Genomic DNA, 17,897 nt, shown 5'->3' with positions numbered 1-17,897 from the left:
CATCGGAACGAGTGAACAAGAGGGGTAAGTGGGGAGGGGCGCGGCCGCGGCCGGGGGAGGGGATCAGCCCTTGACCGCGCCCTGCATGATGCCGCCGACGATCTGCTTGCCGAAGATCACGAAGACCAGCAGCAGCGGGAGCGTGCCGAGCAGCGCGCCGGCCATGATGACGGACTCGTCGGGGATGTAGCCGCGGCCGAGGCTGGTGAGCGCGACCTGCACGGTCGGGTTCTCCTGGGTCAGCGCGATGATCGGCCAGAAGAAGTCGTTCCAGGCCGCGACGAAGGTCAGCATGCCCAGGACCGCCATCGCGGGCCGGGCGGCCGGGAAGACCACGTGCCAGACGATCCGCAGGCTGCTGGCGCCGTCGACGCGGGCGGCCTCGATGATCTCGGTGGGCAGGGCCTGGGAGAGGTACTGCCGCATGAAGAAGACACCGAAGGCGCTGACGAAGGTCGGCAGGATGACCGCCTGGAGGTGGTTCGTCCAGTCGAGGTCCGCGATCCACAGGAACAGCGGCACCACGCTCAGCTGCGGCGGCACCATCATGGTGCCGATGGTCAGCATCAGCAGGAAGTTCTTCATCTTGAACTGCAGTTTGGCGAAGGCGAAGCCGGCGATGGTCGAGAACAGCACCGTGCCGATGGTGATGCTGCCGGCGACGATGGCCGTGTTCAGCAGCGCCGTGCTGAGGTTGGCCTCGGTCCACGCGGTCTGCAGGTTGCTGAAGAGGTTCGAGCCGAACCAGAACGGTGGCGGGGTCTGTGCCAGCCGCGAGTTCGTCCGGGAGGCGGCGATCGCGGTCCACACCAGGGGGAAGAGGGATATCGCCGTGAAGATGATCAGCACGATGTAGGTGAACGGGCCCGCGTGGAGCTGCCGTCCGGCCTTGGGCGCCCCGGGGGTGCGGCGCTTCGCCTTGCGGGGCGCGTCCGCTGCGCCGGCCGCCTGATCCGCCGGGTTGGTCGAGATGGTGGCCATCGTCGTCACCCCTCGTGGTTCTTGCGCAGCCAGCGGGCGACCAGCCCGTTGGCGGCGGCGATCAGCAGCAGGAGCAGGAACATCGCCCAGGCGATGGCCGAGGCCCGCCCGAGGTGGTAGTTCGTCCAGCCCTGCTCGTACAGGTACAGGCCCAGCGTCTGGAACTGGTGGGACGATCCGCCCTTCTCGCCGCCGGGGCCGCCGAAGAGGAACGGCTCACCGAACAGCTGGGTGGCGCCGATCGTCGAGACCACGATCGTGAAGAGGATCGTCGGCCGCAGCATGGGGATCGTCACGTGGCGGAACTGCTGCCAGCGCGAGGCGCCGTCCAGCGCGGCGGACTCGTACAGATCGTGCGGCACGGCCTGCATCGCGGCCAGGTAGATCAAGGTGTTGTAACCGGTCCAGCGCCAGATCACGATCGACGAGACGGCGATCTGGGAGGACCAGGTGCCCGCCCGCCAGTCGATGTGGTGGCTGAAACCGAGGTGCTCCAGCACCCAGTTGATCATGCCGTAGTCGGTGCCGAACATCAGCGTGAAGACCAGCGTGGCGGCGGCCACCGACGTGGCGTACGGGGTGAGCATCGCGACCCGGAAGAAGGTCGAGCCGCGCAGCTTGTAGTTGAGCAGGTGGGCCAGGCCCAGTGCGATGAGCAGCTGCGGGACGGTCGAGATCACACCGATGGTGAACGTGTTCTTCAGGGCGTTCCAGAAGAACTCGTCCTCCAGCAGGCGGGTGTAGTTGTGGAAGCCGACGAACTCCCGCGCGTCGAGGTTGGTCAGCTCCACCCGGTAGAAGGAGGACCAGCCCGTGTAGATCAGCGGGAAGAGGCCGAAGGCGGCGAAGAACAGGAAGAAGGGCGAGACGAAGGCGTACGGCATCGCCTTGACGTCCCACCGGTAGCGGCGGCTGCGCCAGCGGCCGCGTCGCTCGTCACGTGCGTCGCGCGGTCGGCCGGAGCCGCCGCGCGGGGCCGCGCCCCCCTCGGAGGGGGGCGCGGTCACTGCGGTCATGTCGGAGATCTCCGAAGCCATGCGGGTCACTGGTCCAGTGCGTTGTCGATTTCCTTCTCGGCAGCCGCCCAGCCCTGAGCAGGGGTCTTGCCCTGCTGCTCGACCTGCAGGATGCCGACGTCGGTGATGGCCGTGTAGATCTGCTGGTCCTTCGGACCGATCACCAGGGTCGGGATGCTCTTGGCCGCGTCGGCGAAGATCTGGCCGATCGGCGCGTTGCTGAAGTACTCGTGCTTGGCGTCCTTGACCTCGGGCAGGTCATAGGCGCCCGGGGCGCTCGGGAAGCTCGCCTGCTTGGCGAAGACCTTGGCCTGCTGCGCCGGGGCGGTCAGCCACGCGGCCAGCTTGACGGCCTCTTCCTTGTTCTTGCCGGCCGAGGGCACGCCGACGAAGGAGCCGCCCCAGTTGGCGGGCTTCGGCGCGGCGGCGACGTCCCACTTGCCCTTGCCGGCGTCGCCGGACTTCTCCTGGATGTAGCCGAGCATCCACGACGGGCAGGGGAGCGAGGCGAAGCGGCCGTTGGCGAAGCCCTGGTCCCAGGCCTTGTCGAACAGCTTCAGCTTGGCGGTCATCTTGCCGGTGGTGGCCTCCATGGCCAGGTCCCAGGCCTCCTTCACGGAGGGGCTGGTCTTGTAGATGACCTTGCCGCTGCTGTCGTAGTAGCGCTCGGAGGCGCCGTTGCTGATCGCCTGGTAGAGGCCCGCGGCGGAGTCCAGGAACGTGGTGCCCTTGGGCGCGTTCTCGGTGTAGGTCTTGCCCGCGTCCAGGTACTTGTTCCAGTCGCCGGCCCAGAGCTTGGCGACCTCGGCGCGGTCGGTGGGCAGACCCGCCTTCTTGAACAGGTCGGTGCGGTAGCAGATGGCCATCGGGCCGATGTCGGTGCCGAGGCCGACGGTCTTGCCGTCGGAGGTGCTGGCCTGGGCCCACTTCCAGTCGAGGTAGTTCGACTTCTCGACGCCCTCGGCCTTGGAGAGGTCCTCGAACTTCGCCGCCTGGGTGGTGACGATCTCGTTGATGTTGCCGACCTCGATGGCCTGGATGTCGCTCAGGCCGCTGCCGGCGGCGAGGTGGGTGAGGAGCTGCGGGTAGTAGGCGTCGTTCCGCTCGATCACGTTCTCCTTGATCGTGATGTTCGGATGCGCCTTCTCGTACTCCTCGTACAGACCGGCCTGCTTGTAGCCGAAGACACCGAAGGTGCCGACCGTGAGGGTGATCTTGCCCTTGCCGTCACCCTCCGAGCCACCGGCCTTCGCGGGCTCGTCGCTGTCCTTGGAGCAGCCGGCGAGCAGGCTCACTCCGAGCGCGGCCACTGCGGTTATCGCTACGGCAGCGGTACGGCCTCGTGGCCGGGACGACTTCCTTGTCGTGCGCATTCGGGTCCTCCGGGATACGTGCGGGAAGTGTACGTGTTCGCTAGTGTGGGAGCGCTCCCACATGTGATGTGTTGAAGAGTCTCCGTTCCCCGATGAGGTGTCAAGGGAGCAGACGCTCTAAGTTGGCGCAGTTACCACCTCGTGATTGGGAGGCCGCAATGGTGATCGGCGGACGGCGCAGCGGCAGGCCGACGCTCGAAGAGGTCGCCGCGCGGGCCGGAGTGGGCCGGGGCACCGTCTCCCGGGTGATCAACGGATCACCTCGGGTGAGCGACCACGCCAAGGCCGCGGTCGAGGCCGCCATCGCCGAGCTCGGCTACGTCCCCAACCGCGCGGCGCGCGCCCTGGCGGGCAACCGGACGGACGCGATCGCCCTGGTCATCCCGGAGGCGGAGACCAGGCTCTTCGCCGAGCCGTACTTCTCCGACATCATCCGGGGCGTGGGCGCGGAGCTGGCCGACACCGACATGCAGCTGCTGCTCACGCTGCTGCGGACGCCCAAGGAACGGCAGCGCTTCGCCCAGTACCTCACCGCCCACCGGGTCGACGGCGTCCTGCTGGCCTCGGTGCACGAGGACGACCCGCTGCCCGACCTGCTGGAGCAGCTGGAGATGCCGACGGTGCTCAGCGGCCGCCGCTCCGACCTGGAGTCGGTGTCGTACGTCGATTCCGACAACGTCGGCGGCGCCCGTTCGGCGGTCGCGCACCTGCTGGGGCTCGGGCGCAGGAGCGTCGCGACCATCACCGGGCCGCTGGACATGTACGTCGCCCGCTGCCGCCTCGACGGGTACCGCCAGGCGGTCGAGGGCGCCGGGCTGGTCCACGACAACGCGCTGGTCGCGGCCGGCGACTTCACCGAGGAGGGCGGCCGCGCCGCGATGCGGGCGCTGCTGGAGCGCCGCCCCGACGTCGACGCGGTCTTCGCGGCCTCGGACGTCATGGCCGGCGGCGCGCTGCAGGTGCTGCGCGAGCGGGGCCGACGGGTGCCCGACGACGTGGCGCTGATCGGCTTCGACGACTCCGCCATCGCGCGCCACACCGACCCGCCCCTGACCAGCGTGCGGCAGCCGATCGAGGAGATGGGCCGCACCATGGCGCGGGTGCTGCTGGAGGAGATCGCGGCGAGCACCGCCACCCGCCGGCACGTCGTGCTGTCGACCGAACTGGTGCGCCGCGAGTCCGCGTGACCGCCGCCCCGGCGGACCGCAGTGCCAAGTGACCCGTGCGCCCGGAGGAGTTGGCCCGGATACCGGGGGGTGAGCCCCGTCACGTGAGGAGGCTCACGGTGTGACATGGGCCCACGGGGCGCCATCGGCGGCTCTTTGTCACACCCCTCTCCTAAAATCAAGACATGCCACCGACCGTTCTGGACCGCCGCTCCGTCGAAGCCGCCAATGAGGCCATACGGCGGTACGTCGCGGGCCGGCGCACCTGGTCGCGCGCCGAACTGGCCGAGCTGGACCGCCTCCGCGGGATCTGGCAGGCCGCCCGCCAGGGCCAGGGCGACGACCCGGCCCGCCGCCTTCCGGGCGAGGACTGACACCGCCCCGGCAATGCCGACAGAGGATGTCGGGTATGCCGGGGAGCATGGCGGCATGACGACCAGCTGGACAGACTTCCAGGAAGCACAGCCCGGCCTCGCCGAGGCCGTGCGCACCCGATTCGGCGGCTACAAGCACCACGTCCTCGGCACCCTCCGCGCCGACGGCTCACCCCGGCTCAGCGGCATCGAGGCCGAGTTCCGGCTCGGCGAGCTGTGGCTCGGCATGATGCCCGGCTCCCGCAAGGCCCTCGACCTGCGCCGCGACCCGCGCTTCGCGCTCCACGTCAACCCCGGTCCCGACACCTCCATGGACGGGGGCGACGTACGGATCTCCGGACGCGCCGTCGAGGTCACCGACCCGGCGGCGATCGCCCGCTTCACCGGCGAGGTGACGGTGCCCGAGGGGCCCTTCCACCTCTTCCGCGCCGACATCGCCGAGGTCGTGCGCACCTACGTCGAGGACCCCGACCTCGTCCTGCAGGTGTGGCGGCCCGGCGGTCCGCTGCGCACCGTGCGCCGCGGCAACGACGAGTCGCCCCCGCGCACGGACGGCTGAGGTGCCGTCAGTTCTCGGGGAAGGGGCTGTCCCCGCGCGCCACGGTCGCGAGGAGCCCGGAGAAGTACCGCTGGACCATCTGGTGGAGCTGGTGGCCGAAGCTGATCCGCGCCACCCCCAGCTCCGCCAGACGGGCCGGTGAGGGCCCGCCCGGCCGGGACAGCACGTTGACCGGGCGGCCGTCCACGGCCTCGACGACGGCCCGGACGGTGGCCTCGTCCAGCGCCCCGATCGGGTAGACGCAGTCCGCGCCCGCCTCCAGGTACGCCCGTGCCCGGCCCGCCGCGTCCGCCAGCCGCTGCGCGGGGGCGCCGCCGCCGCGGAGGAAGCAGTCCGTCCGGGCGTTGATCACCAGCTCCGGGGCCGCCGCGCGCAGGGCGGCGATGTACGCCGCCTGCTCCCCGGGGTCGGCCAGCAGCCCCGTGCGGTGGTCGGTGTCCTCCAGGTTGCAGCCCACGGCGCCGGTCGCGGCCAGCCGCTCCGCCAGTTCCGCGGGCGGCAGCCCGTAGCCGCGCTCCATGTCGGCGGTCACCGGCACGGGGACGGCACGGGCGATGCGGGCGACCGCGGCGCACATCTCGTCCGCGGGCGTGCCCTCCTGGTCCTGGTAGCCCAGGGCGGGCGCCACGGCCGCGCTCCCGGTGGCGACCGCCGGGAAGCCCGCGTCGGCCACGGCACGCGCCGAGGCGGCGTCCCAGACGTTCGGCAGGACCAGCGGGTCGCCCGGCACGTGCAGGGCGCGGAGTCGAGAGGCGAGGGCCGTACGGGAAGGCTCGGTGCTCATGCCCTCCACGCTACGAGCGCGGGCCCGGACTCGCCGAGGGCCATTCACCCGTCGTGCGGCAGGGCCACTTCGGGTGCGCCGGGCGCCGGGGTGCCGCAAGCTGGACGGGTGAGCACCACCCCGATCGTCGTGTCCCCCGTCCAGGCAGGGGATCCGCCCTTCCGCATCGTGCAGATCGACGGGGAACCCGTCGGCATCGCCCATGACCTGCTCGACGTCGTCCGCATCGCCCTCGACGCCGGGCGGGAGCACGTCGACTTCGACGACCCCCAGGCCGTGCGCTGGCTCGGCGGGGGCAAGTACCACTGGGCCCCGTGAGGCCCTCCGGACGTCCGGTCCTCCGTACGGTTGCGTAAGATCCACTTCCCGCGATTGGGTGGTCCGCATGACTCGGACCCTCTACCTCTTCGCCGGTGCCGCCCCCTCCGTCTTCGACGTCGCGCGCGTCATCGAGGACGCCCAGGTGCGCGGCTGGGACGTCTGCCTCGGCCTGACGCCCACCGCGGCCCGCTGGCTGGAGCCGAGCCTGGACGGACTGGCCGCGCTGACCGGCCGCCCGGTGCGCCACGAGTACCCGCTGCCCGGCCGGCCCGAGGTCTGGCCCCCGGCCGACGTGATCCTGGTGGCCCCGGCCACCTTCAACACGATCAACGGGTGGGCACTGGGCCTGACGGAGACGTTCGTGGCCGGCACCCTCGCCGAGGGCATCGGCAAGCGCGTCCCGATGGTGGCGATGCCGTCCGTGAACGCGGCGCTCATGCAGCACCCGCAGTACGAGCGCTCGCTGGAGACCCTGCGCGCCGCCGGGGTCACGGTGCTCTTCGGCGACGCCGGATCCGGCCCGGAGTACCCCTGGCAGCCGGCGCTCGCCGCCGCCGAGGCGGTCGCGGGCTGACCCGCCGCCCGGGGTCACGAGCGCCCGGGGACGAGGAAGGCCCGGTCCGCTTCCGCAGACCGGGCGTTCCCTGGTGAGGGTGAGTGACGGGACTCGAACCCGCGGCATCCTGGACCACAACCAGGTGCTCTACCAGCTGAGCTACACCCACCATGACCGGTGATTCCTACTGCTTCCCACCGGCCGAGAAAAAGTGTACAGGGTCCGGAGGGGTGCTCGCTGCCACGTTTTCCGTGGGTCGCTCAGTCCGAGGTTTCCGCAGGCAGGACGTACTTCGCGGCGATCGAACGCGCCGTGTCGGTGTCCGGCCCGGGCTGGGGCACGAAGACCGCCTCGCGGTAGTAGCGCAACTCCGCGATGGACTCGCGAATGTCGGCGAGGGCGCGGTGGTTGCCGTTCTTCTCGGGGCTGGCGAAGTAGGCGCGCGGGTACCAGCGCCGGGACAGCTCCTTGATGGAGGAGACGTCCACGATGCGGTAGTGCAGGTGCTGCTCGAGCGTGGGCATGTCCCGGGCGAGGAAACCGCGGTCGGTGGAGACCGAGTTCCCGCACAGCGGCGCCTTGCGGGGCTCGGCCACGTACTGGCGGACGTAGTCCAGGACCAGCTTCTCCGCCTCCTCCAGCGTCACCCCGCCGTCGAGCTCCTCCAGCAGGCCGGAGGTGGTGTGCATCGTGCGGACGATCTCCGGCATGCTCTCCAGTGACTCGGCCGGCGGACGGATGACGATGTCCACCCCCTCGCCGAGCACGTTGAGCTCCGAGTCGGTGACGAGCGCCGCCACCTCGATCAGAGCGTCCTGGGCCAGGGAGAGCCCGGTCATCTCGCAGTCGATCCACACCATCCGGTCGTTCATACGTCTCACCCTACGGGGCGATCCCGCGGAGCAGGCATAGTCGCGCTGCGGCTGCGTCCGTCACGGCCGTCCCGGTCACCGCGCGGCCGCCGGGCGCCGTGCGGCTCGCGGGCGTCGAAACGGCTGCCGGGCTGCTCCGGGATGCGCGTCGCGTAGGGCGGCTCGGCGTCGGTCTTCGCCGTGCCCGGGCCACCGCCGGGACCGGCCTGTCCCGCGATCTGCAGCACCCCGCCGTGACCGCGGTCCGCGGTGGCGGTGGGCACGGGGCTGCGGCGCGGGGCCGGCACCGGGCCGCCGGCCGCCTCGCCGCCGCGTGGTTCCCGGGCGGCGGCGAGCGAGGGGTCCGGGTCGTCCTGCGGGCGCCGGGCCCGGTAGGCCGCCCGGTACGAGGCGGGGGAGGAACCGAGCTGGCGGCGGAAGTGACCGCGCAGCGCGACGGGCGAGCGGAAGCCGCAGCGCGCGGCGACCTCGTCCACGGAGTAGTCGGAGGTCTCCAGCAGCCGCTGGGCCTGCAGGACGCGCTGGGTGATCAGCCACTGCAGGGGCGCGCTGCCGGTCAGCGTGCGGAAGCGGCGGTCGAAGGTGCGGCGGCTCATGTAGGCGCGGGCGGCGAGGGTCTCCACGTCGAACTGCTCGTGCAGGTGCTCCAGCGCCCAGGCGACGACCTCGGCGAGCGGATCGCCGCCGATCTCCTCCGGTAAAGAGCGGTCGAGGTGCCGGGGCTGGCCGCCCCAGTCGCCGCGCCGCGGCGGCACGACCAGCCGGCGGGCGAGCGCGTTGGCGGCCTCGCCGCCGTGGTCGCTGCGTACGACGTGCAGGCACAGGTCGATGCCGGCGGCGGTGCCCGCGCTGGTGAGGACGTCGCCGTCGTCGACGAACAGCTCGCGCGGGTCGACGTGGACGGAGGGGTAGCGCTTGGCGAGGGTCGGCGCGTACATCCAGTGCGTGGTGGCCGGGCGGCCGTCCAGCAGCCCCGCGGCGGCGAGCACGAAGGCGCCGGTGCACAGCCCGATGATGCGCGCGCCCTCCTCGTGGGCGCGGCGCAGAGCGTCCAGCGCCTCGGCGGGCGGCGGCTGCGAGATCGAGCGCCAGGCGGGCACGACGACCGTGCCGGCCCGCGACAGCGCCTCCAGCCCGTACGGGGCCGACAACTCCAGCCCGCCGGTGGTGCGCAGCGGGCCGTCCTCACCGGCGCAGACCAGCAGCCGGTAGCGCGGCACACCCGCGTCCTGGCGGTCGATGCCGAACACGGAGAGCGGGATCGAGCTCTCGAAGATGGGGCCGCCGCTGAACAGCAGTACGGCGACGACCTCCTGACGGCGTCGAGCCGACAACTTGCGCGGTCCACGGCCCTGTTGGGTGGTGGCGGACGGGCCGGCCGGGCCTGACGGAACGGAGGTGCTCACCGGGACGCCGGACGCTCCCGGGACGTGCGGGACGCCCGGTGCCCCCGTCGACGCGGACGGTGCGGTGGACATGCCGGCGGCCGACTGGATCTCCGCCATGGTGCCGGTCCTGGACTCCTGTGTCATGGAGCTCAAGCCCCCCTCGGTCGTCTGGTCCTCTCGGTCCTGCACGGGTCCCCCGCCGTTGTCACTCAAGATCGAATCTACTGGTTCCGCTGTACCCGCAGTGGCAAGTTCACCACCTGCCGGTATGTCGACATGACCACGTGGCGTGAAGCATTCGATCACGAAGCGTTCCCCTCGTGAAGTGTGCCTTCCGCGAGGGGGACCGGCGCACAACGCCCGTGCGCCCCCTCATTCCGCTTCCGCCCTGGTGGCGGCGGGGGTTGTGGCACATGATCCCAAGTCCCCCTGCCCATAGGGAAGTTGGCCGAAAATGATGGGAAGTCCTGTACGCACCCCTGGTCAGCGCTCCGTCGTACGCCCCTTGTGTGGCCGGAGAACGAGTGCGCCCCCTGTGCCTCGCACGGCCGGGAGGACGATTCCGGATATGGCCGGAGGCGGACAGCGGGAGAGGGCCGGGCGCGAGGTGACTTGTCCGATTGGCGGCGGGGCGTTGCGCTCGGCGGCCGGCTCCGGCATTCTCCTGGAAACTCCGGGGTAGGGGGACGCTGTGAGGGTGTCTGCGCATCTGTGCAGGGGCCCACAGTCGCCGTACTCTGGAGTCAGCGGGAAGGGCAGCCCCTTACCGGTCGAAATCAGGCCGGTCCCGCGGCCCCCGCACTGTTGTTGTCCGCCCACTCGGCGCTCCCGGCGCCGACCTTGCCGAGAAACCGCATCATGGCCGGTTACGAGCTCCCCGAGCCCGCCGACGGAAAGCCGCTCGCCGAATCGGCGGCGGTCCCGGAGGCGGCCTGCGAGCCGCGCACTTCCTGTGATCCCGCCTTCCGGCACGGCGTGGTCGTCGGTTTCGACGGCTCCGTGTCGAGTGAACGGGCCCTCGCGTACGCCATCGGCATGGCACGCCGGTCCGGTTCGGCGCTGATCATCGTGCACGTCGCCAACCGGCTCCCGGCGACCGTGTGGGCGGGCTGCGAGCCGCCCGTCTTCGTCGACGTCCCCGACCACCGCACCGAGGTGCTCGGCCTGGAACTCGCCTGCGCCGACCACCTGTCGGAGGTCCCGTGGATCCTGGTCGAGCGCGGCGGCGACATCTGCCACGAGCTGGAGGAGGTCGGCCGGGAGTACGAGGCCGACGCCATCGTGGTGGGTGGGACGCACGGGATCATCGGCAAGATCTTCGGGTCGGTCGCCGGACGGCTCGCGCGGCGTGCCCAGCGGCCTGTCGTGGTCATTCCATAACGATTCGGTGCACGCCGCCGTGAATACGGCCTCCGCAGGATTGCTTGTGCCCTTGTGAAGGGTATCTCATCAGCAGTTTCTTCCCTCGTACACGAAGGGGGCCCGCGGTGGACAACGACGTCTCCACGGCGCGCACGGCAGGAGCCGGTGCTACGGCTCTGGGATATCTGACACTCGGCCTGACGCTGATCGCCTACGGGCTGCTCAGCACCGGCGTATTCGACAACACCGCGGCGGCGGACGCCGCGCGGCTCGCGCTGGTCGTCGGCGGCGTCACGCAATTCGTCGCCGGCATGTGGGAGTTCTACGGTGGCAACGGCTTCACCGGCACCGCCTTCGCCTCACTGGGCGCCTTCTGGGTGACCTGGTCGGCGGGGTCCGGCGCGGGCGCGAGCAAGGAGGCCGCCGGGCTCTTCATGCTCCTGTGGGCGCTGCTGGCGCTCAGCCTGACCATGGCCGCGTGGCAGATGGGCGGTGTGGCACAGGCGGTCTTCGGGCTGCTGACCGTGGCCACGGCCCTGTCCGGCATCGCGGCGCTCGCCTCCAACAGCGGCCTCGGCAAGGCGGCCGGCTGGGTCGGCCTCGCGGCCGGCGCGGTCGCCTGGTACGGCGGGACCGCACTGCTCACCAACGCCACGTGGGGCAGGCGCGCCCTCGCCGACGGCTGGCGGCTGGCCATGCCGCACCGCGGGCACGCGGCCTGACGTCCGGGGAGGCAACGGCGAGGCCCCCCGCGCCCTTCGGCGCGGGGGGCCTCGTGCGTGCCGGGGCCGTCGGCTACTCGACCGTCACGGACTTCGCGAGGTTGCGCGGCTTGTCGATGTCCCGGCCCAGGGCCAGCGCCGTGTGGTAGGCCAGCAGCTGGAGCGGGATGCCCATCAGGATCGGGTCGAGCTCGTCCTCGTTCTTCGGGACGACGATCGTGTGGTCCGCCTTCGCCTGCTCCTGGTGCGCGACCGCCAGGATCCGGCCGCTGCGGGCCTTGATCTCCTCCATCGCGGCGCGGTTCTTCTCCAGCAGCGAGTCGTCCGGGATGATCGCGACCGTCGGCATCGCGGGCTCGATCAGGGCCAGCGGGCCGTGCTTGAGCTCGGAGGCCGGGTAGGCCTCGGCGTGGATGTAGGAGATCTCCTTCAGCTTCAAGGACGCCTCCAGCGCCACCGGGTAGCCGCGCACCCGGCCGATGAACATCATCGACTTGGCCTCCGCGTATTCGGCCGCCAGCTTCTTGATGTCCTCCTCCTGCGTGAGGATCTCCTGGATCTGCTCGGGCAGCCTGCGCAGGCCCTCGATGATCCGTTTGCCGTCGGCCACCGACAGGTCGCGGATGCGGCCCAGGTGCAGGGCGAGCAGCGCGAAGGCGACGACGGTGTTGGTGAAGCACTTGGTGGAGACGACGCAGACCTCGGGGCCGGCGTGGACGTACATGCCGCCGTCGGTCTCACGGGCGATCGCGGAACCCACCACGTTCACCACGCCGAGGACGCGGGCGCCCTTGCGCTTGAGCTCCTGGACGGCCGCCAGCACGTCGTACGTCTCACCGGACTGCGAGACGGCGATGTAGAGGGTGTCGGGGTCCACGACCGGGTTGCGGTAGCGGAACTCGGAGGCCGGCTCGGAGTCGGCGGGGATGCGGGCCAGGCCCTCGATCAGCGAGGCACCGATCATCCCGGCGTGGTACGAGGTGCCGCAGCCGAGGATCTTCACGCGGCGGATGCCGCGGGCCTCGCGGGCGTCGAGGTTCAGGCCGCCCAGGTGCACGGTGGAGAACTTGTCGTCGATCCGGCCGCGCAGCACGCGGTCGACCGCGTCGGGCTGCTCGCTGATCTCCTTGTGCATGTACGTGTCGTGACCGCCCATGTCGTAGGAGGCGGCCTCCCACTCCACGGTCTCGGGGGTGGCCGTGGTGCGGGTGCCCGAGGTCGTGTAGGTGCGGAAGTCGTCGGCCTTCAAGGTGGCCATCTCGCCGTCGTCGAGGGTGACGACCTGGCGGGTGTGGGAGATCAGCGCGGCGACGTCGGAGGCGACGAACATCTCCTTCTCGCCGATGCCGAGGACCACCGGCGAGCCGTTGCGGGCCACGACGATCCGGTCGGGGAAGTCGGCGTGCATGACGGCGATGCCGTACGTGCCCTCGATGACCTTCAGCGCCTCGCGGACCTTCTCCTCCAGGGACTCGGCCTGGGAGCGGGCGACGAGGTGGGTGATCACCTCGGTGTCGGTCTCGGAGGCGAAGACCACACCGTCGGCCTCCAGCTTGGCGCGCAGCTCGGCGGCGTTGTCGACGATCCCGTTGTGGACGACGGCGACCTTGCCCTCGGTGTCGAGGTGGGGGTGCGCGTTCTCGTCGCTGGGGGCGCCGTGGGTGGCCCAGCGGGTGTGGGCTATGCCGGTGGTGCCGGCGAAGCGCTTGGGGACCCGTGCCTCCAGCTCACGGACCCGGCCCTTGGCCTTGACGGCCTTGAGCCCGCCGGACTTGCCGGCGACCACGATGCCCGCGGAGTCGTAACCGCGGTACTCCAGCCGCTGCAGGCCCTCCAGCAGCAGCGGGGCGACATCACGCTTCCCGATGTAGCCGACGATTCCACACATGTTTCCGTCCCTCCCGGTCGCTCGAGGCGGCCCGGTCTCGCTGTCAGCCGTAGACGATGCGGCGCAGCTGCCGCAGTGAGTACCCGGGCGGGGTGACCGCCCGGTACGGCAGCTCGGCCGTGATCTGTTCGAAGATCTCCGCGTTCTGCAGACCCTTGGCCTGCAGCTCCCGGTGGCGGCGCCGTACGAAGTCCTCGGCCGTCTCGTCGAAGTACGCCAGGATGTCGAGGACCACCCGGGCGGCCTCACCGCGTTGCAGCGGCGTGGTCCGCACCAGGTGGTCGACGAGGTCGTCATGTGTCGTCCGGCGTTCGAGCACCGGTCGATAGTGAGGGAAGGAGGAGGCTGATCGCAAGATTTCTGCCCGATATCGGGCAGGGAAGTGGCGAAAACTACGCCGGAAGGCCGAGCTCGCGCGCGATCAGCATGCGCTGCACCTCGCTGGTGCCCTCGCCGATCTCCAGGATCTTGGAGTCCCGCCACATGCGCGCGACCGGGTACTCGTTCATGAAGCCGTAGCCGCCGTGCACCTGGGTGGCCTCGCGGGCGTTGGTGACCGCGATCTCCGAGGAGTAGAGCTTGGCCATCGCCGCCTCCTTCTTGAAGGGCTCCCCTGCGACCAGCCGGGACGCCGCGTCCCGCCAGGCCAGCCGGGCGGTGTGGGCGCGCATCTCCATGTCGGCGAGCTTGAAGGCGACCGCCTGGTTGCTCCCGATCGGGCGGCCGAAGGCGGTGCGCTCCTTGGCGTACGCCACCGACTCGTCCACACAGCCCTGGGCCAGACCGGTGGCCAGCGCCGCGATGGCGATCCGGCCCTCGTCCAGGATGCGCAGGAACTGGGCGTAGCCCCGGCCCCGCTCGCCCAGCAGGTTGGCGGCCGGCACGCGGCAGTCGGAGAAGGACAGCTCGCGGGTGTCGGAGGCGTTCCAGCCGACCTTGCTGTACTTCTTCGACACGGTGAAGCCCGGGGTGCCGGAGGGCACGATGATCGAGGAGATCTCCGGGCGGCCGTCCTCCTTGCGGCCGGTGACGGCCGTGACCGTGACCAGCGAGGTGATGTCGGTGCCCGAGTTGGTGATGAAGCTCTTGGTGCCGTTGATCACCCACTCGCCGGTCGCCTCGTCCAGCCGGGCCGTGGTGCGGGTGCCGCCGGCGTCGGAGCCGCAGTCCGGCTCGGTCAGCCCGAAGGCGCCCAGCTGCTCGCCGGAGGTCAGCTGGGGCAGCCACTGCCGCTTCTGCTCCTCGGTGCCGAAGCGGAAGACCGGCATGGCGCCGAGCGAGACCCCCGCCTCCAGGGTGATCGCCACGGAGGAGTCCACCCGGGCGAGCTCCTCCAGGGCGATGCAGAGGGCGAAGTAGTCGCCGCCCATGCCGCCGTACTCCTCGGGGAAGGGCAGGCCGAACAGGCCCATGCGGCCCATCTCGCGGATGATCTCGTAGGGGAACTCGTCGTGCTCGTAGAACTCGCCGATCTTCGGCGCGACGACGTCGTGCGCGAACTCCTCCACCGTGCGGCGGAGTTCCTCGTACTCGGCGGGGAGCCGGTGGGCGGTCGTCATGGCTGTGGTCACTCCTGGTGGGAGAGGGCGCGGACGGTACGGGACGGGCTCGGTCGGCCCAATTGCTCCGCCATCCACACGCTGGTGGCGGTGAGGCGGCTGAGGTCGACCCCGGTCTCGACGCCGAGGCCGTCGAGCATCCAGACCAGGTCTTCGGTGGCGAGGTTCCCGGTGGCGCTCTTGGCGTACGGGCAGCCGCCGAGGCCGCCGGCGGAGGCGTCGACGACGCCCACGCCGTGCCGGAGGGCGGCCAGGGTGTTGGACAGTGCCTGGCCGTAGGTGTCGTGGAAGTGGACGGCGAGCCGCTCGACGGGCACGTCCAGGCCGGTCAGGGCGTCGAGCAGCGCCACGACGTGGCCGGGGGTGGCGACGCCGATGGTGTCGCCGAGGCTCAGCTCGTCGCAGCCCAGGTCGTGGAGCCGGCGGGCCACCGCGGCCACCTGCGGGACGGGCACGGGGCCCTCCCACGGGTCGCCGAAGCACATCGACAGGTAGCCGCGCACCCTCGCCCCCGCCTCCTTGGCGGCGGCGACGACGGGAGCGAACATCTCCAGCGACTCGTCGACCGTGCGGTTGAGGTTGGCCTTCGCGAAGGACTCGGTCGCGCTGCCGAAGACGGCGACCTCGCGCACCCCCAGGGCCAGGGCCCGCTCCAGCCCGCGCTGGTTGGGCACCAGCACGGGCAGCCGGATCCCGTCGCCCAGGTCGTCCAGCAGCGGCATCAGCTGCTCGGCGTCGGCGAGCTGGGGCACCCACTTGGGGTGCACGAAGCTGGTCGCCTCGATGGTGGTCAGCCCGGCGTCGGCCAGGCGGTGCACGAACTCCGCCTTGACCTCCGTGGGCACCGTGGCCTTCTCGTTCTGCAGCCCGTCGCGTGCGCCGACCTCGTGGATGCGCACCCGCCGCGGGAGCCCGTCCAGCGGCACGGACATGGGCAGCCCGGGAGTTCGCTCGACGGCCATCACCCGGCCTCCTCCTGGTGCGGGGCGACGACCGCGAGCACCTGGTCCATCGCGACGGTGCTGCCCGGGGTCACGTCGATCTCGGTGACGGTGCCGTTGTGCGGGGCGGTGATGACGTGCTCCATCTTCATCGCCTCCACCACGAGCAGGCTCTGGCCGGCGGTGACCTCGTCGCCCTTGGCGACCTTGACCACGGTCACCGTGCCCGGCATGGGCGCGGCCAGGGTGTCCACCCCGCCCGCCCCGGCCGCGCCGCGCAGCGCGGCCTCGACCGGGTCGTACGGCTGCAGGCGCCAGCCGTCGCCGTCCCTGCCCAGCCAGTCGCCGGCGTGGTCGAAGGCGTGCGTGACGCCGTCCCACTCGACGGTGATCCGCTGCCCGGAGCCGGGGAGCAGCCGGGCGCGCACCGCGGGGGCCTCGCCGATCCGCACCTCGGCCTGCGGGGCGCCGCCGCGGACGCGGACCCGCACGGCCTCGCCCCCGGGTACCCGCAGCCAGTGGTCGGTCCAGGCGGGCTCCCCGCCGAGCCGCCAGCCGCTCGGCACGGAGAAGGGGTCCCGCCAGGCTCCGTCGGCCGCCACCGGTTCCAGGGCGGCGTGGCGCAGCAGCGCGGCCGCCGCGTACACCTCGACGGGAACCTCGGAGGGCACCAGGCCCGCCAGCTCCCGGTCGATCAGGCCGGTGTCCATCTCGCCGGAGACGACGTCGGGGTGGGCCAGGAGGCGGCGCAGGAAACCGGTGTTGGTCTCCAGGCCCAGCACGGTCGTCCCGGCGAGGGCGGCCCGCAGCCGGCGCAGCGCCGTCGGGCGGTCGGGGCCGTACGCGATGACCTTGGCGAGCATCGGGTCGTAGGACGTGCCGATCTCGCTGCCCGCACTGAGCCCGGAGTCGACGCGCACGCCCTCGCCGACGGGCTCGTCCAGCGCCAGCACGGTGCCCGCCGACGGCAGGAAGTTGCGCGAGGGCACCTCGGCGCAGATCCGGGCCTCGACGGCGTGCCCGGTCAGGGCGACCTCGTCCTGTCCGAAGGACAGCCGCTCGCCCGCGGCGATCCGCAGCTGCCACTCCACCAGGTCCAGCCCGGTCACCAGTTCCGTGACGGGGTGCTCGACCTGGAGGCGGGTGTTCATCTCCATGAAGCAGTAGGCGGACGGGTCGGCGCCCGGGACGATGAACTCCACGGTGCCCGCGCCGACGTAGCCGCAGGACAGCGCGGCCTGCACGGCGGCGGCGCCCATGGCCGCCCGGGTCGCCTCGTCCAGCAGGACCGAGGGGGCCTCCTCGATCACCTTCTGGTGGCGGCGCTGCAGGGAGCACTCGCGCTCGCCGAGGTGCACCACGTTGCCGTGGCCGTCGGCCAGCACCTGGATCTCGATGTGCCGGGGACGGTCGATCCACCGTTCCACCAGCAGGGTGTCGTCCCCGAAGGAGCCGCGCGCCTCGCGGCGGGCGGCCGCGATCTCCTCGGGGAGCAGCGTCGTGTCGCGCACCAGGCGCATGCCCTTGCCGCCGCCGCCCGCGGAGGGCTTCAGCAGCACGGGGGTGCCGATCTCCAGGGCGGCGGCCGTCAGCTGCTCGTCGGTGAGCCCGCTGCCGCTGCTGCCCGGCACCACCGGGACCCCGGCCTCGCGGACGGTCTCCTTGGCGCGGATCTTGTCGCCCATGAGCTCGATGGCCCGGGCGGGCGGCCCGATGAAGGCGAGCCCCGCATCCGCGCAGGCACGGGCGAAGGCGGCGTTCTCGGCGAGGAACCCGTAGCCGGGGTGGACGGCCTGGGCGCCGGTGCGGGCGGCCGCCTCCAGCAGCCGCTCGATCGACAGGTAGCTCTCGGACGCCGCCGCCGGGCCGATGCGCACGGCGGTGTCGGCCTCGCGCACATGGCGGGCCCCGGCGTCGGCATCGCTGAAGACGGCGACCGAACGGATCCCGAGCCGCCGCAGGGTGCGGATGACGCGGACCGCGATCTCGCCGCGGTTGGCCACCAGGACGGTGTCGAACATCGCTGACATCTGAG

Annotated in this window: 18 protein-coding genes and 1 tRNA gene; 7 read left to right on the top strand and 12 right to left on the bottom strand. The window is 71.6% G+C overall.

Going from position 1 to position 17,897, the window contains the following annotated elements; all coding sequences use genetic code 11:
• Positions 1-63: 63 nt before the first annotated feature.
• From AC1VWI_RS17855 to AC1VWI_RS17845, 3 genes are read right to left on the bottom strand one after another with little or no spacing between them, the layout of a single operon-like run.
• Positions 64-981: a carbohydrate ABC transporter permease gene (locus tag AC1VWI_RS17855; protein ID WP_499512011.1), complete on the bottom strand. Its 918-nt coding sequence runs from the start codon at positions 979-981 to the stop codon at positions 64-66.
• 5 nt (positions 982-986) lie between these two features.
• Entirely contained in the window at positions 987-2,018 is a 1,032-nt protein-coding gene (locus tag AC1VWI_RS17850) for a carbohydrate ABC transporter permease (protein ID WP_499512010.1), read from the bottom strand.
• Between the two features lie 5 nt (positions 2,019-2,023).
• On the bottom strand, positions 2,024-3,370 hold the full coding sequence (locus tag AC1VWI_RS17845; protein ID WP_499512009.1) for an ABC transporter substrate-binding protein: 1,347 nt from the start codon (positions 3,368-3,370) through the stop codon (positions 2,024-2,026).
• A gap of 158 nt (positions 3,371-3,528) precedes the next feature.
• Here AC1VWI_RS17845 and AC1VWI_RS17840 point away from each other — a divergent pair, with 158 nt between their 5' ends.
• The 3 genes from AC1VWI_RS17840 to AC1VWI_RS17830 all read left to right on the top strand — a co-directional run bounded on the left by AC1VWI_RS17840 (position 3,529) and on the right by AC1VWI_RS17830 (position 5,469).
• On the top strand, positions 3,529-4,557 hold the full coding sequence (locus AC1VWI_RS17840) for a LacI family DNA-binding transcriptional regulator (RefSeq protein WP_499512008.1): 1,029 nt from the start codon (positions 3,529-3,531) through the stop codon (positions 4,555-4,557).
• Positions 4,558-4,721: 164 nt separating this feature from the next.
• Positions 4,722-4,910 (top strand): hypothetical protein, encoded by a 189-nt coding sequence (locus AC1VWI_RS17835; protein WP_499512007.1) that lies wholly within the window; start codon positions 4,722-4,724, stop codon positions 4,908-4,910.
• Positions 4,911-4,965: 55 nt separating this feature from the next.
• A complete protein-coding gene (locus tag AC1VWI_RS17830; RefSeq protein ID WP_499512006.1) occupies positions 4,966-5,469 on the top strand; it encodes a pyridoxamine 5'-phosphate oxidase family protein in 504 nt (167 codons plus the stop codon).
• A 7-nt stretch (positions 5,470-5,476) separates the two neighbouring features.
• On the opposite strand, the gene AC1VWI_RS17825 is transcribed toward AC1VWI_RS17830, so the two are convergent.
• Complete coding sequence (locus AC1VWI_RS17825) at positions 5,477-6,253, bottom strand: isocitrate lyase/PEP mutase family protein (RefSeq protein ID WP_499512005.1); 777 nt, start codon at positions 6,251-6,253, stop codon at positions 5,477-5,479.
• 108 nt (positions 6,254-6,361) lie between these two features.
• On the opposite strand from AC1VWI_RS17825, the gene AC1VWI_RS17820 reads away from it, so the two are divergent.
• Together AC1VWI_RS17820 and AC1VWI_RS17815 are read left to right on the top strand one after the other, a co-directional pair.
• Positions 6,362-6,571, top strand: coding sequence for a hypothetical protein (locus AC1VWI_RS17820; RefSeq protein WP_499512004.1), 210 nt, complete (start codon positions 6,362-6,364; stop codon positions 6,569-6,571).
• 67 nt (positions 6,572-6,638) lie between these two features.
• On the top strand, positions 6,639-7,148 hold the full coding sequence (locus tag AC1VWI_RS17815) for a flavoprotein (protein WP_499512003.1): 510 nt from the start codon (positions 6,639-6,641) through the stop codon (positions 7,146-7,148).
• A gap of 78 nt (positions 7,149-7,226) precedes the next feature.
• Here AC1VWI_RS17815 and AC1VWI_RS17810 read toward each other — a convergent pair.
• From AC1VWI_RS17810 to AC1VWI_RS17800, 3 genes are all read right to left on the bottom strand, one after another.
• Positions 7,227-7,299: transfer RNA gene (locus AC1VWI_RS17810), tRNA-His, on the bottom strand.
• A gap of 91 nt (positions 7,300-7,390) precedes the next feature.
• The gene (gene orn, locus AC1VWI_RS17805) at positions 7,391-8,002 is read right to left on the bottom strand and encodes an oligoribonuclease (RefSeq protein WP_499512002.1); all 612 of its coding nucleotides are present in this window, start codon (positions 8,000-8,002) and stop codon (positions 7,391-7,393) included.
• A gap of 5 nt (positions 8,003-8,007) precedes the next feature.
• Positions 8,008-9,534 (bottom strand): helix-turn-helix domain-containing protein, encoded by a 1,527-nt coding sequence (locus AC1VWI_RS17800; RefSeq protein WP_499512001.1) that lies wholly within the window; start codon positions 9,532-9,534, stop codon positions 8,008-8,010.
• Positions 9,535-10,248: 714 nt separating this feature from the next.
• Between AC1VWI_RS17800 and AC1VWI_RS17795 the strand changes: the two genes are divergently transcribed.
• Together AC1VWI_RS17795 and AC1VWI_RS17790 are read left to right on the top strand one after the other, a co-directional pair.
• Positions 10,249-10,770 carry a universal stress protein gene (locus AC1VWI_RS17795; RefSeq protein ID WP_499512000.1) on the top strand — a complete coding sequence of 174 codons (522 nt, stop codon included), beginning with the start codon at positions 10,249-10,251 and terminating at the stop codon, positions 10,768-10,770.
• Between the two features lie 107 nt (positions 10,771-10,877).
• On the top strand, positions 10,878-11,474 hold the full coding sequence (locus tag AC1VWI_RS17790) for an acetate uptake transporter (RefSeq protein ID WP_499511999.1): 597 nt from the start codon (positions 10,878-10,880) through the stop codon (positions 11,472-11,474).
• A 73-nt stretch (positions 11,475-11,547) separates the two neighbouring features.
• Here AC1VWI_RS17790 and glmS read toward each other — a convergent pair whose 3' ends face one another.
• The 5 genes from glmS to AC1VWI_RS17765 all read right to left on the bottom strand — a co-directional run bounded on the left by glmS (position 11,548) and on the right by AC1VWI_RS17765 (position 17,883).
• Entirely contained in the window at positions 11,548-13,362 is a 1,815-nt protein-coding gene (glmS, locus tag AC1VWI_RS17785; RefSeq protein ID WP_499511998.1) for a glutamine--fructose-6-phosphate transaminase (isomerizing), read from the bottom strand.
• A 43-nt stretch (positions 13,363-13,405) separates the two neighbouring features.
• Positions 13,406-13,681 (bottom strand): hypothetical protein, encoded by a 276-nt coding sequence (locus AC1VWI_RS17780; protein WP_499511997.1) that lies wholly within the window; start codon positions 13,679-13,681, stop codon positions 13,406-13,408.
• A 73-nt stretch (positions 13,682-13,754) separates the two neighbouring features.
• Complete coding sequence (locus AC1VWI_RS17775; RefSeq protein WP_499511996.1) at positions 13,755-14,921, bottom strand: acyl-CoA dehydrogenase family protein; 1,167 nt, start codon at positions 14,919-14,921, stop codon at positions 13,755-13,757.
• Positions 14,922-14,929: 8 nt separating this feature from the next.
• On the bottom strand, positions 14,930-15,883 hold the full coding sequence (locus AC1VWI_RS17770) for a hydroxymethylglutaryl-CoA lyase (RefSeq protein ID WP_499511995.1): 954 nt from the start codon (positions 15,881-15,883) through the stop codon (positions 14,930-14,932).
• Complete coding sequence (locus tag AC1VWI_RS17765; RefSeq protein WP_499516841.1) at positions 15,883-17,883, bottom strand: acetyl/propionyl/methylcrotonyl-CoA carboxylase subunit alpha; 2,001 nt, start codon at positions 17,881-17,883, stop codon at positions 15,883-15,885. The genes AC1VWI_RS17770 and AC1VWI_RS17765 overlap by 1 nt, the downstream gene beginning before the upstream one ends.
• Positions 17,884-17,897: the final 14 nt, after the last annotated feature.

The sequence above is a fragment of the Streptomyces sp. TOM-9 genome (genome assembly GCF_056858595.1).
The sequence above is the reverse complement of the archived record's forward strand: the minus strand, read 5'-3'. Positions and strand labels throughout refer to the sequence as shown.